Origin of the sequence: Clostridium algidicarnis, from assembly GCF_000703125.1 — a bacterium.
Classification (GTDB): Bacteria; Bacillota; Clostridia; order Clostridiales; family Clostridiaceae; genus Clostridium_L; species Clostridium_L algidicarnis.
In genome coordinates this window covers 1654194-1667505 of record NZ_JNLN01000001.1, presented here as the reverse complement: position 1 = coordinate 1667505, position 13312 = coordinate 1654194, and the positions used below count along the sequence as shown (strand labels likewise).

General features: G+C 30.2%; 13 protein-coding genes and 1 pseudogene. 3 read left to right on the top strand and 11 right to left on the bottom strand.

All coding sequences use genetic code 11. From position 1 onward, the window contains the following. Window positions 1-29: 29 nt before the first annotated feature. Together BV55_RS0108105 and BV55_RS0108100 are read right to left on the bottom strand one after the other, a co-directional pair. The gene (locus tag BV55_RS0108105; protein WP_029452330.1) at window positions 30-668 is read right to left on the bottom strand and encodes a GntR family transcriptional regulator; all 639 of its coding nucleotides are present in this window, start codon (window positions 666-668) and stop codon (window positions 30-32) included. A gap of 118 nt (window positions 669-786) precedes the next feature. Further along, window positions 787-2352, bottom strand: coding sequence for a PucR family transcriptional regulator (locus BV55_RS0108100; RefSeq protein WP_029452329.1), 1566 nt, complete (start codon window positions 2350-2352; stop codon window positions 787-789). A 128-nt stretch (window positions 2353-2480) separates the two neighbouring features. Between BV55_RS0108100 and BV55_RS0108095 the strand changes: the two genes are divergently transcribed. After that, entirely contained in the window at window positions 2481-4421 is a 1941-nt protein-coding gene (locus BV55_RS0108095) for an oxidoreductase (RefSeq protein ID WP_029452328.1), read from the top strand. 84 nt (window positions 4422-4505) lie between these two features. On the opposite strand, the gene BV55_RS0108090 is transcribed toward BV55_RS0108095, so the two are convergent. Genes BV55_RS0108090 through folE form a run of 5 tightly spaced genes read right to left on the bottom strand, consistent with a single transcriptional unit; the run spans window position 4506 to window position 7242 of the window. After that, window positions 4506-4982: an HD domain-containing protein gene (locus tag BV55_RS0108090; RefSeq protein WP_035794320.1), complete on the bottom strand. Its 477-nt coding sequence runs from the start codon at window positions 4980-4982 to the stop codon at window positions 4506-4508. 2 nt (window positions 4983-4984) lie between these two features. Further along, window positions 4985-5455 carry a 2-amino-4-hydroxy-6-hydroxymethyldihydropteridine diphosphokinase gene (folK, locus tag BV55_RS0108085; RefSeq protein WP_029452326.1) on the bottom strand — a complete coding sequence of 157 codons (471 nt, stop codon included), beginning with the start codon at window positions 5453-5455 and terminating at the stop codon, window positions 4985-4987. Further along, on the bottom strand, window positions 5448-5819 hold the full coding sequence (gene folB / locus BV55_RS0108080; RefSeq protein ID WP_029452325.1) for a dihydroneopterin aldolase: 372 nt from the start codon (window positions 5817-5819) through the stop codon (window positions 5448-5450). The genes folK and folB overlap by 8 nt, the downstream gene beginning before the upstream one ends. Before the next feature lies 1 nt (window position 5820). Next, a complete protein-coding gene (gene folP / locus BV55_RS0108075; protein WP_035794318.1) occupies window positions 5821-6660 on the bottom strand; it encodes a dihydropteroate synthase in 840 nt (279 codons plus the stop codon). Between the two features lie 21 nt (window positions 6661-6681). Continuing rightward, window positions 6682-7242, bottom strand: a complete 561-nt coding sequence (gene folE / locus BV55_RS0108070) for a GTP cyclohydrolase I FolE (RefSeq protein WP_029452323.1) — start codon at window positions 7240-7242, stop codon at window positions 6682-6684. 260 nt (window positions 7243-7502) lie between these two features. Here folE and BV55_RS0108065 point away from each other — a divergent pair, with 260 nt between their 5' ends. Next, a complete protein-coding gene (locus tag BV55_RS0108065; RefSeq protein WP_029452322.1) occupies window positions 7503-8810 on the top strand; it encodes a Na+/H+ antiporter family protein in 1308 nt (435 codons plus the stop codon). A gap of 101 nt (window positions 8811-8911) precedes the next feature. Here BV55_RS0108065 and BV55_RS0108060 read toward each other — a convergent pair whose 3' ends face one another. From BV55_RS0108060 to BV55_RS0108045, 4 genes and pseudogenes are all read right to left on the bottom strand, one after another. Beyond that, window positions 8912-9817 carry a DUF2156 domain-containing protein gene (locus BV55_RS0108060; protein ID WP_029452321.1) on the bottom strand — a complete coding sequence of 302 codons (906 nt, stop codon included), beginning with the start codon at window positions 9815-9817 and terminating at the stop codon, window positions 8912-8914. A gap of 447 nt (window positions 9818-10264) precedes the next feature. Next, window positions 10265-10681, bottom strand: a pseudogene (locus BV55_RS0108055) (radical SAM protein); the annotation flags it as partial. A gap of 32 nt (window positions 10682-10713) precedes the next feature. Continuing rightward, window positions 10714-11658, bottom strand: a complete 945-nt coding sequence (locus BV55_RS0108050) for an ABC transporter permease (protein WP_029452319.1) — start codon at window positions 11656-11658, stop codon at window positions 10714-10716. A 1-nt stretch (window position 11659) separates the two neighbouring features. Next, window positions 11660-12586 (bottom strand): ABC transporter ATP-binding protein, encoded by a 927-nt coding sequence (locus BV55_RS0108045; RefSeq protein ID WP_029452318.1) that lies wholly within the window; start codon window positions 12584-12586, stop codon window positions 11660-11662. A gap of 288 nt (window positions 12587-12874) precedes the next feature. Between BV55_RS0108045 and BV55_RS0108040 the strand changes: the two genes are divergently transcribed. Then, a complete protein-coding gene (locus BV55_RS0108040; protein WP_157469707.1) occupies window positions 12875-13288 on the top strand; it encodes a GntR family transcriptional regulator in 414 nt (137 codons plus the stop codon). The last annotated feature ends 24 nt before the right edge of the window (window positions 13289-13312 follow it).

Here is a 13312-nt window from a genome sequence, read left to right as displayed (position 1 = left end):
AACCTAAGGGAATTTATACCTAATATATTTTATAACATTTCTTGTTTTATCTTTTCAACAAATGCATCTATATGCTCTCTTGCATACTTTTCTGCATCTTCATAATTTTTCTCTTTTATAGCCTTTAAGACCTTTCCTAAGGTATCTGTAAATATATCCATGCTATCAATATACTGCTCAGAATAATGCCAAAGTCTTTCAGTATGTAAATGTAAGCCTTTTAATAAATCCGCAAGACACTGATTCCCACTACTTAAAAATATAATGTCATGAAATCTCTCATCATCATTAATTGCCTTTTGGTAGTCTTTGTCCAAATCATAATTTTGAAACCTATCCATTATTTCTTCAAGATCTTCAATTTGAGCTTTTGAAATCCTGCTTGCTGCAAGCCTTGCTGCAAAAGGGTCAATCTGCCTTGTTACTTCAAATACAGATTTCATATATTTAAAGTCTATAGGCGTAACTTGAGCCCCAAACCTTGGAATTATATTAATTAGTTTATCCGCATTTAGTTGTTGGAATATCTTTCTTATAGGAGTTCTGCTAACCTTAAACTCAGTTGCAATATCCTCTTCATTAAGAACTTGCCCTGGTTCATATTCTATATTAACAATCCTCTTTTTTAAAATTTCATATATTTCATCCGTGTTTATAATTTTATCCACAATATCAAGCCCCTTATGCAAAATAGTAACAATAATAATAACACATGTTATACTTTATTTAAACATTAAATAAAAACCTTTAAGGTATTATATCCTACATAATCTAATACTTTTTTAATTAAACTTTACTATATCTTTTAAACTTTTCAAGGTAATCAGCAATTTTATAAGACACATATATGTTAAACGTATCTTCATTATCTAAAACATCTAAGTGAGTTACATCAACAATTTTTTGAATTCTATACCTTGTAGTATTCCTATGGATAAGAAGTTCATCTGAAGTATTTTGTATGCTTTGGTTATTTTTTAAATAAACAAACAAGGTGTTGTAAAAATCTGTCTTATTAATCTTATCATATTCCTTCAATTTAAACAAAGCAGGATGATAATATTCTTCATAATTTAATTCATCTGATTTAAGAGATAGTAAATCATAAAATTGAATATCACTGTAGTTAATAATGAAATCTTTAGGATTTCTTATCTTACCTATCTTTATTGCTTTTATTGATTGAAAATAATACTTTTGACATTCAATCATATTAGAAAACTCTTTGCTAATTCCAAGATAAATTTTATTTTCTGTTAAAAATTCTTTTAACTTTTCTTGTTCTTGTAAAGGTTCATCCACCTTTTCATTATCATTTATTAATATAATATTATCTTTATAGTATACTAAATCTTTTAAAGGAAATAATAAATTAAAAGTATCTGTAAGATAATTTGATTGCCTCCTATAAGAGCTATAGTTAGAAATATCAAACACAAATACAGATATCCTTTTTGGAAATTTTGTATTTGAATTTTTTATTCTTTCATTAAATACTTCTTTATTACTTAGTTTTCCATCAAGGATATCATAAATAATTCTCTCGTAAGCTATATTTTTTGTATTTTTATAAAAACTATCCTTCTTCATTTCTCCTGCAACAATTTTACTTGTAAGTACTAAAAGCTCATTATCCTTTGGTAAAAGTTTTCTTTTGCAAGATAAAAGAATAATATTTCCTACGTGTGTATTACCTATTTTAATCACAGATACAAGCTTTATTACGGGGCTTCCCTTGCATACAACTTCAAAGGGTTCATTAGATTTTATACCTATTTGCATATCCTTCATCTTTTTTATTTCCGATATAAAATCATAAGAGCAGTATCCTTTTTTAATATTTTTTCTCCAATATTTATCTGTAATATCATCTAAGGTTGAATTTGCAAGTATTTTATAATTAATATCTACTATTATAATAGGATTACATAGGATCTCTGATGCAACCTTAATTATATAATCAAGTCCATTATCTATAATAGCTGCATTTAATAAAGTTGATATTTCACGAACTATTTCAATATCTTCAAGAAAAAGATCCCTTATATAGTTAAATATCTCGTATATATCTTCTGAATCTTTAAGTTCAATTACATTCAAATCATTTTTAGGTAACTTTTCTAAAGGAAACTTTGAATCATTTATAAGGATAAATGTTGCTCCCATAACATCATTAATCTTAGATTCAACAAAAGACATGTTTCCAATATAAATTATATCCTTTGAAAAAGTACTTTGATCTTTTGTTATTAACTTTACATCTTTAAATAATGTTAAATTTTTATCACAGCTTAATACATTTATATACCTTGCTGAAAAGTGCTTACACACCTTGCTAAAGTTGACTCCCATCAACATCACCTCTCTCTTATTATAGTGCAGTATGCACAATAAGGTCAACAACTTTCAATGTAAAGTATGATGTAATCAAAAGCTTTAATTGATATATTTATATTAATAAATTAATGGAGGTGCATTTTATGAATTACGAAAATCTTTTTTCAAAAGGAAAGATATGTAAGCTTGAAATTAAAAATAGAATAGTAATGCCTGCAATGGGAACATCACTAGCAACCTCAACTGGAGAAGCCTCAGATGAAATGATAAGGTTTTACGAAGAAAGAGCAAAGGGAGGGGCCGGCCTCATAATTACTGAAATAACACGTGTTGATAATGAAACTGGAGTTGGAACGCCAAATCAACTTTGTGCAAATAACCTTAATCAAATTCCAAGACTTGAAAAGCTTTCAAGAACAGTACATCGATATGATTCAAAAATATTCCTTCAACTTCATCACCCTGGTAGACAAAGTCACTCAAATTTAATTGACGGAAGACAAATTGTTGCTCCAAGCGCTGTTACATCTTCAGCTATAGGTGAATTGCCAAGAGAGATGACCACTGAAGAAGTTGAAACTATGGTTAAGAAATTTGTAACCGGGGCAAAGATTGCACAAATGGGTGGAATTGACGGAGTTGAATTACACGGAGCACACGGATACTTACTAGGTCAATTTTTAAGTCCTCTTACAAACTTAAGAACTGATAAATATGGTGGAGACCTTATGGGCAGAATGAGGATTTTAACTGAAATCATAATGGGCATAAAGAGTGTCTGTGGTCCAAACTTCCCTATATCAGTAAGAATCGATGGTGATGAATTTGTAGATGGAGGCTTCAAACTTGATGAGGCTATAAAAGCTTCAAAGTACCTTGAGAGTATAGGTGTTGATGCTATAAATGTAAGTGCTGGTACTTATGAATCTGTTAATACCATAATAGAACCTATCTCATATCCACAAGGTTGGAAAAGGCATCTTGCACAAGCTATAAAGGATACTGTTAAAATTCCTGTAATAGCCTGTGATGTTATAAGAAAACCAGACTTTGCTGAAAGTCTTATAAAAGAAGGGAATGTAGACTTTGTAGCAGTTGGGAGACAACTTTTAGCTGATCCTGAATGGGGAAAAAAGGCTATGGAAAATAGAGAAAATGAAATAAGACCCTGTATTTCCTGTCTTTACTGTATAGATAAACTTATGCAATGTGAGACAACTAAGTGTGCAGTAAATGCAAGAATGGGAAGAGAACTTGAATATGGCCAATTAAAAGAAAATGGAAAAGGAAGAGTTGTTGCTATAATAGGTGGAGGTCCTGCAGGAATGGAATCTGCAAGAATCCTTGCGCTTAAAGGCTTCAAACCTGTTCTATTTGAAAAGAAAGATGTCCTTGGTGGAAGTGTATACCTTGGAAGCAAGCCTCCACTAAAAGAAAAGCTTAATTGGTTTTTAGATAGTCTTGAATATGAAATTAATCAACTTGGAGTTGACATAAGACTAAATAGCGAACCTACATTAGAAGATATAAAGTCATTAAGCCCATACGCAGTTTTTGTTGCAACAGGAGCTTCTCCAATAGTTCCAAGACTTCCTGGCATAGACAAATCTGAAGTATATACAGTTATAGATGTTTTAGAATGCAAAATAGATATTAAGGGTAAAAACGTTATAGTTGTAGGATCAGGTATGACAGGTCTTGAAACTGCAGAACTTCTTGCAGTACAAGGTAATAAAGTTACAGTGGTTGAAATGCAAAATAAAATCGGCCCTGACGCATACCTTCCAAATCTTATTGATGTAACTACAAGATTAAAAAAACACAACGTGGAAATGATACCTTCAATGAAACTTATTGAAATTAAAGAAAATGAAGTTTCACTTCAAAATACTAAAGATAATACAATTTCAAATAGAGATGGTGATGTAGTAATTCTATCTCTTGGAAGTATTTCAAACAATTCCATGATAAATGGACTAGAAAAAGTTGTTCCAATAGTTAGAGTACTTGGAGATGCTGAAAAACCAGGAAGAGTTGCTGAAGCAATGCACACAGCATTTGAAAAATCATATTTTCTTGAATAATATGAAAAATTAAATTCAACAAGAAGTCAAAAGTAATATTAAACTTTTGACTTCTTTTTATATTTTAAGAATCACCTATTTTTATCAATACTTAAAATTATAAACCTCTCCATTTAAAAACCTTTTGCACTTATCTTTCGACTTACAGCTTAAACAGGGCCTTGATATCTTATCTGCTTCGTATAATATATTACTCAAATCTGTGACATGTTCTTTATTTCTATGTGACCTTATAGCTAAATCAACTTCTTCAATTTCTACATTAGTAAATCCACATCTTTGAAGAATTTCTCTTGCTAGCTCTGCGCTTGCTATAGCGTGATCTTTCCCTATCTTATACTCTACCCATCTACCAATATCATGGAGCAGACCTGTTGCGTATATTAATTCCTTATCTATATTAAGACCCCTTTCTAGATTAATTATGGTAGCTACTCTACAAACATCTAAAAAATGAGTAATATCATGATGACAAAAAATCCTATCCTCTTCTAATTCTTCGTTGTTTTTTAGATACATATTAAACTCTTTATCTTTTAAAATACAAGTAATTCTATCCATCATCATACCCTCTTTATAGTTTCTTTCCCCTTAAGCTTTTTAATAATATCTTCAATTGATATATCATTAATTATAAGATCTTTTGATAATTCAAATAAAGGAACCATTACAAAGGCTCTTTCATGCATACGAGGATGTGGTACACTAAGTCTTTCTGATACAATGTTCGCATCATTATATAACAATATATCCACATCTATAATTCTTGGCCCATTTAGGAATGTCTTCACCCGTTTCATATCACTTTCAACGCTTTGAGTAAAATTTAATAACTCTTCTATTGTTAAATTAGTTTCACCTTCAATAACTATATTTAAAAACCATGGTTGGTCTTTAAAACCTACAGGCTCTGTTTCGTAGTAAGAAGATTTATCTTTTATATTTACCTTTTTACTTAACATTGATATGGCTGTCTCAATATTCTTTTTTGTATCTCCAATATTACTTCCTAGTCCAAGATATATTTTATTCATAATCTTCTCTACCCCTTTTAATTTTCACAGCAAAATAATCAAAATTACCTACTACAGGAGCACTAGGTTTTTTAATTTTTAAGACAACTGTTTCTATATTTTTATAAGATAATAATATTTCATTACATATCTTATGAGCTAGTGCTTCTAATAAATCAAATTTTCCCTTAGTCATAATGTGTTCTATAATTTTATATACCTCAGCATAGCTAACAGTATTATTTAAATTATCGCTTTCACCTGCCTTCCTTAAATCTAAATATAACTTAGCATCCACATAAAACCTTTGACCTAATACCTTTTCTTCTTTTAATACTCCATGGTAACCATGAAACGCCATATTCTCCATAATAATTTCATCCATATTATTCACCTCTAATTATTACATCTGCCACCTTTGCAGCTCTTAAATTTTCTTGTACGTCATGAACTCTAACTATGTCTACACCTTGTACTATTCCTAATATGGTAGTTGCTAAAGTTCCTTCCACCCTCTCCTTTGGTGGTAAATCTAAAATCTTACCCAACATGGATTTTCTTGATGTTCCAAGTAATAAAGGATACCCAAGAGACTTTATTTCATCTAACTTGCTCATTACCATAATATTTTGCTCAGTAGTCTTACCAAAACCAATGCCTGGATCTAATATTATCATATCCTCTGAAATTCCAGCCTCCTTGGCGATTGCTACAGACCTTTTAAAAAAGCCCTTAATATCCTCAATGATATTGTTATAATAAGTTCCATTTTGGTTATGCATAATTATCACAGGAATCTTATATTTTGCAGCTACCTTTGCCATATTGGGATCCTTTTGCAATCCCCATATATCATTGATTATATGAGCTCCCTCTTTTATTGCTTCCTCGGCCACTTCTGATCTTATAGTATCTAAAGATATTATTGCATCCGTCTCAGCCGAAAGTCTTTTAATAACTGGAATTACCCTTTTTAGTTCTTCCTCTTTTGTAATGCTTTTATGACCTGGTCTAGAGGATTCCCCTCCAACATCTATAATATCTACACCAAGTTCAATCATCTCTTTTGCATGATTAACAGCATTATGTATGTCTATAAAATCTCCACCATCTGAAAATGAATCAGGAGTAACATTTAAAATTCCCATAATATAAGTTCTTTCACCAAGTTTTATGTTCTTATCTAAAAACTTAATATCCTTTATTTCCTTTTCAATCTTTTTCATAGTCCCTCCTATACTCCATGATTATTTATTTATCATTGATAATACTTCTGCTCTAGATTTAGGATCTGTTGCAAATGTTCCTCTTACGGCAGAAGTTATCGTCTTGGACCCTGGTTTTTTAACACCTCTCATAGTCATACACATATGTTCAGCTTCTATTACTACAATAACTCCATACGGGTCAAGCTTTTCAACTATTGCATTAGCTATAGAAGCTGTGAGCCTTTCTTGAAGTTGTGGTCTTTTCGAAATAGAATCTACAACTCTTGCAAGTTTACTAAGACCTGTTAATCTACCACCCTTAGGCAAATATCCTACATGAGCCTTTCCATAAAAGGGAACTAAATGATGTTCACAAACAGAATAAAATGGAATATCTTTAATTAAAACTAACTCTTCATATTGCTCTTCCTGAAAATATACCTCTAAATGTTTTTTAGGCTCTTCATTTAATCCCGAAAAAATCTCTTCATACATCCTTGCCATTCTTTTTGGTGTGTCTAATAATCCTTCTCTATCTGGATCTTCCCCTATAGCATAAAGTATTTCTCTAACAGCATTTTCTATTCTTTCATTATCCATAATCCCACCCCTTATAAGCTAGTTTAATATTGTAATTTATGTTCTTACTTTACCATAAAGTTCATGCTTTATAAAGGTAACTGTTTAAATACTTACACTATTCACGCTTATTTAATTTGAGTGATTTTCCTTTTAACAATGAATTATAATATATATTAGATATATAATAATAAATTCCTTCATATGATAATAAAAAGAAAGACATAATGGATAATTTCTAGTAAAATGTTAAATAAAATATTAAAAGAAAGGAGAAAAATATGTTATTATTCAATCCAGTTGTTATATCAGTTATTGTAATGATAGTTTTATGTCTTTTTAAACTTAATGTACTAATTTCCATATTAATTGCAGCTATGACGGCAGGTTTAGTTTCAGGCATGTCTTTAGGGGAAACAATGAATACCCTAATTGGAGGAATGGGTGGTAATGCTGAAACTGCCCTAAGCTACGTACTTCTAGGTGCATTAGCAGTTGCAGTAAACAAAAGTGGCCTTGCTTCAATTTTAGCAAAAAAGATATCAAATATTATTGGTGGGAAAAAATATATGTTTTTATTATTACTAGCTTTTATAGGTTGTTTTTCTCAAAATCTTATTCCGGTGCATATAGCATATATCCCAATATTAATACCACCTTTACTCTTACTTATGAACAAACTTAAAATAGACAGAAGAGCAGTAGCTTGCGCTCTTACCTTCGGATTAAAGGCTCCTTATATAGTCTTACCAGTAGGATTCGGTCTTATATTTCATGGTATTATAAGTGCTGAAATGAACAAAAGTGGTATATTAGTAGCCACATCCGATGTAGCTAAAGTATTATGGTTTCCAGGTATAGGCATGGTAATTGGTCTTTTTGTAGCTATATTTATTACTTATAGAAAACCAAGAAAATATGATGATATTGAAGTGAATTCTTTAGAAAAGTTTGATGATGAAGACCTTAAAATGAACTCAAAACATTGGTTTGTATTAATTGCAGCTATATCTGCATTTGTAATTCAAGTTATCACAAAATCTCTTCCTCTTGGAGCACTTGGAGCATTAATAATAATATTTGTTTCAGGAGCAATTAAATTTAATGAAATTGATGAATTACTTGATGGTGGAATTAAAATAATGGGTCTAATTGCATTTATTATGCTGGTTGCATCAGGTTATGGTGATGTTTTAAGAAAGACTGGATCTGTAGAATCTTTAGTTTCTTCTCTTTCCCTTATGGTTAATGGCAGTAAACTAATAGGTGCAGGATTAATGTTACTTGTAGGACTTATAGTAACTATGGGCATAGGCAGTTCATTTGGTACTATTCCTATAATAGCTGCAATCTATTGTCCACTAGCTATAGAACTTGGTTTTTCTCCACTAGCAACCATAGTTTTAATAGGTGTTGCCGCAGCCCTTGGAGATGCAGGTTCACCAGCATCTGACAGTACCCTTGGACCAACATCAGGATTAAATGTAGATGGGCAACATGATCACATTTGGGATACCTGTGTACCCACATTCCTACATTATAATATACCTCTTATAATATTTGGACTTATAGGTGCTATGATATTTTAATAAATATTATTCATTTTATATATATTATTCAAATAGGAGAAGTTCACTTTGAACTTCTCCTATAAAGGTTTAAACAATTATAATTATCATCTTCGGTTATTTTATCCCTTTTGGCAATTAATAATAAACTTTTTTTCAAGCTTTACTGGGCTATAAGAAAGTTTGGCCTTTCTAAGTCCTTCTATTCCTAAATCCTGTTCTCTATTTATTATTTCTACATCATTAAAATACTTATCTATAAATGTTCTATTAATAAAACTATAAATTCCTTTGTAGTTTATATCACCTTTTTCTACATGGATAACAGCTAATTTATCATTAAGCTTTTCTCCTAATGTAAATCCTACTACTTCGCTATCTATATAAACTGCCATGCCCTTTAAGTTAAGAAACTCTATATTTCTAACAATATCTTTTATAGATTCAGTTTCATAATAGAGCATCTTATCCTCATTATTATTTTCTAGATACCATTTTTCTGTAGCCTTTATTACCCCTTCAATAACTTCTTTTCCTGAAATATCTTTTACCTTATAATCATACTCTTTAACAAAGGAATTATAATGATTTTTCTTTCCATGGAGCTTCTTTCCTGATAGCTTTATAAGCTTTTCTGATTCATATAAATAATCAAAGTTATCGATATCTTCTATAATGGCAATATCTTCATTTTCTTTACATATGCATTTTATCTTGTATGCAAAATCTTCTTCTAAATCTTTGAATATATATTTTATATCATTTTCCTTTTTACATGATGCTAAATATTTAAGTATGTCTTTTAAATCTTCCTCCTTATATCCTAGAGGCTGCATAAAGTGATAATCTCCATTAAAGTCTTTTTTCTTTATAATTAAAGCATCTTTATAAATCCCATACTGAATATCACAAGCTTCTCTCCATATATATAAAGTAGTAAATGAATACTCGCAACTTAAAAATTTGTATGGAGATATATATTTTTCAAACAACTCTTTATCTTCTAATGTAAGCTTCTTAAAGTCCATAAAATCACCTTCCTTGTATTGTCTTAGTTAAATTAGATTGAATCAACGATAGGCGCTGTGAGTTTTTCTTGGAGTTCCGGCCTTTTCGAAACAGAGTCTATAACTCTAACCAGTTTATGGTTGTAATTTATGATCTTACTTTATCATAAAATATATAATTTATAAAGATAGTTTTTTAAATCTTTACATTTTTCAAATTTAGCTTATATCTATGGAATCATGTAATAAATATTTATAGTAGCATGATTAAAATTATTTAAAACTATGCTTATATCATTGTCTATTTGATGTTTGCTTTGTCCTTTTATCCGATGGCTACCATCCGTAACACCCCTATCCTCTTCAAGGTGGGTGATGACGGCTGCTACGCTCCTGGATAAGTTCTTCTAAGACTCAGATGGAGAGATGTATTCCTTATAAGCAAACTCCACCTGAGTCTAAGAATCACTTGATACCTACCATTATACAAGGAGAATCAAAGTTTTCTTTTAATTCCTCTACTGTTTTAAACTTAGCATTTTTGTTTAGAAATTCATTTCTAAATTTATAATCAAAAGATTCTACTCCAATTTTAAATATTATAGGAATATAAAAATATTTTCTCATATCTTTCACCTTATTTTTGTAACACCAATGACTTTCTAAAAATAGCTTTTCTATACCTTTTTCTTTTATTATCTCCAAGGTTTTAATTGGCAGTTCAAAACAACTACCTGAATTGATAACTTCTAAAACCTTAAAGTTAACTTCGTTGATTTCTTCTTCTGAGGTATAATTATCCAATATGTAATCACAAAAGATACACTTTTCCCAAATACATGGAAATCCTTTTAAAAAACCACCTAGATAAATATTATATAATATTTATCTAGGTGGTGCATATTTTATTTATAATATTATGCTACTATATCTCTTTTTGTAAAACCTATATATGAAATAACATTAAAAGTTACGAAATAAACTAGAAGTACAATAATCGAAAATGTCATTGTCATTCCTTTAACTAATGGATCTCCATCAATATATTGATTCAAATCTACATTTGCAAATAAAATATATTTTGACCAATCGTATTTAAGAAGTAGCATTGTTACTGTAGTACCCACAGTTAAAAGAAAAACCCCAATTCCTATAGCCATTGCACTATTACGGAAAACTGTAGAAATCATAAAGGCTAAAGTAACCATCATAACTAAACTTATACACTGAAGTCCATAAAGCTGTACAATATGTACTATCATATTAGTTTCAGTAATTTTCCCATTAGAATTTGCGATGAATGGCATACTTGCTTCTTTAAATCCAAATAATATTCCTCCCACAAGAGATGACACTACTAAAAGTACTAAAAGCATTAAAAGAGTATATCCCATAACCGAAATATATTTAGATAGTAAAATCTTCCAACGTTTTGAAGGTCTAATCAGTAATAGTTTAATTGTTCCTCCAGAAAACTCATTAGCTACTATTCCACCAGCCATTACAATAGCAAAAAGTGAGATTAAACTTATCATGACCTTTGCTATTCCTTCTACAAATCCCCATAAGGATTCACCTTGTATAGGTTCTATGTTATGTTCAAGATGATATTCATTAGTTTGTAATTGCTTTGTAAGATTAGCCTTTCGATTTTCACTTATTTCAGGATTATCTATGTTTTTGTTAATAGACTCATTTTCAGTTATTACATCTGTTTTCCAATCACTTTTAGGTGCCTCAGTACCTGCAAATCTTGATACAAGTCCAACTGCTACTATCATAATAACTACTATCCCCACCATTATCCACGTACTTATACTATGAGCAAGCTTCATATTTTCATTCCGAATCAAGTTAATCATATTACGCAATTTGGTTACCCCCTGTCATTTCTAAGAACTTTTCTTCTAAGCTTTGATGCACTTTATGAACACCATAAATTTTAATTCCATGTGCTACAAGCTTTTCAACTAATTCTGGAATATTTTCTATCTCTTCTATAATTTCAATTTCTTTATCTTTTATTTCGGGTTTATATTTATTACTAAGACTATTTAAATAAGTTTTTGCCTTTTCAATTGGTGTAACAGCTAAAGAAATAACCATATCTCCATTATCTTCAAGCATTTCCTCCATATCTTGAATTTTAACCAATTTACCATTTTGTATAATCCCTACCCTATCGCACATAAGCTCCATTTCTGAAAGCAAATGACTTGATACAATTATTGCAATATTTTCTTCTCTTGCAAGTGTTCTTAAATGATTACGCAATTCATGAATACCAGCCGGATCTAATCCATTAGTAGGTTCATCTAGCACCAATAGTTTTGGAGAGTTAATTAGCGCTTGTGCAACCCCTAACCTTTGGCGCATACCTAGAGAATATGTCTTTATTTTGTCATGTATTCTGTTTTCAAGACCCATAATCTTTACAACTTCATCGATACGTTCCTTTTTTATATCTGGGTACATCCTCCAAAAATGAACAAGATTTTGATATCCTGTTAAGTATTTATATAAATCTGGATTTTCAATAATTCCACCTACTTTAGCAATTGCCCCCTCAAAATCTTTTTCAACATTTAATCCATCAATATACATTTCACCTTCAGTAATAGACATAAGACCTAAAAGCATTTTAATAGTAGTAGTTTTACCCGCTCCATTTGGTCCTAGAAATCCAAATACTTCACCGGAACGTACGTCAAAAGTAAGCCCCTTTATTATTGTCTTTTTACCAATCTTCTTTGTAACATTCTTGATTTGTACTATAGTTTTTACTTCCATGTTAAACCTCCTCATATAATTACTTTTATTATTAATTCTAATTTAATTGCTAGTATCTAAAATTACTATAAATTATAATATTTACATAACAGCTTTCATATGTATTTGGTGTAGTAGTGTACTACTCCAAATAGTACATATATATATAGTAATCTTAAACATAAGAGTTTGTCAATAAAAATATTTTTGTTTGTGCATTTTCTTGACCAATTGTATTAGTTACATTATAATAAAACTGTACTATATTGCATAGTACAGTTATCGCAATTAATGTTGGAGGTGATTATTATTTTTACAGTTGACCCTAGAAATAATTCTCCTATATACAAGCAAATTATTAATTCAGTTAAAGAGAGCATAATAAAGGGCATGCTTTTACCTGGAGATAAATTGCCCTCCGTAAGGGAACTTGCTAAAATCCTTACTACAAATCCAAACACTGTAAGTAAGGCCTACAACGAACTTGAAAGAATGCATATAATAGAAACTTTAAGAGGAAAAGGAACCTTCGTGGCTATTGATTATACACCCAAAATAGAGGCTAAAAATATAGTAAAACTGAAAGATGGACTTAAAAAAGTTTTAATTGATGCTCATTACATGGGCCTTAAAAAAGATGATATTAATAAAATCATTAATGAGTTATACGATGAACTACTTAATGATGAAAATCATAATATTACTAAAGGGGATATTGTTTAATATAATTAAATCACCCTTTTTACC

Bases quoted from the DNA above. Each gene is read 5' to 3' on its own strand.
- BV55_RS0108100 (WP_029452329.1), bottom strand. From the start codon at position 2,352: ATGGGAGTCAACTTTAGCAAGGTGTGTAAGCACTTTTCAGCAAGGTAT.
- BV55_RS0108095 (WP_029452328.1), top strand. From the start codon at position 2,481: ATGAATTACGAAAATCTTTTTTCAAAAGGAAAGATATGTAAGCTTGAA.
- BV55_RS0108090 (WP_035794320.1), bottom strand. From the start codon at position 4,982: ATGGATAGAATTACTTGTATTTTAAAAGATAAAGAGTTTAATATGTAT.
- folK (WP_029452326.1), bottom strand. From the start codon at position 5,455: ATGAATAAAATATATCTTGGACTAGGAAGTAATATTGGAGATACAAAA.
- folB (WP_029452325.1), bottom strand. From the start codon at position 5,819: ATGGATGAAATTATTATGGAGAATATGGCGTTTCATGGTTACCATGGA.
- folP (WP_035794318.1), bottom strand. From the start codon at position 6,660: ATGAAAAAGATTGAAAAGGAAATAAAGGATATTAAGTTTTTAGATAAG.
- folE (WP_029452323.1), bottom strand. From the start codon at position 7,242: ATGGATAATGAAAGAATAGAAAATGCTGTTAGAGAAATACTTTATGCT.
- BV55_RS0108065 (WP_029452322.1), top strand. From the start codon at position 7,503: ATGTTATTATTCAATCCAGTTGTTATATCAGTTATTGTAATGATAGTT.
- BV55_RS0108060 (WP_029452321.1), bottom strand. From the start codon at position 9,817: ATGGACTTTAAGAAGCTTACATTAGAAGATAAAGAGTTGTTTGAAAAA.
- BV55_RS0108050 (WP_029452319.1), bottom strand. From the start codon at position 11,658: ATGATTAACTTGATTCGGAATGAAAATATGAAGCTTGCTCATAGTATA.
- BV55_RS0108045 (WP_029452318.1), bottom strand. From the start codon at position 12,586: ATGGAAGTAAAAACTATAGTACAAATCAAGAATGTTACAAAGAAGATT.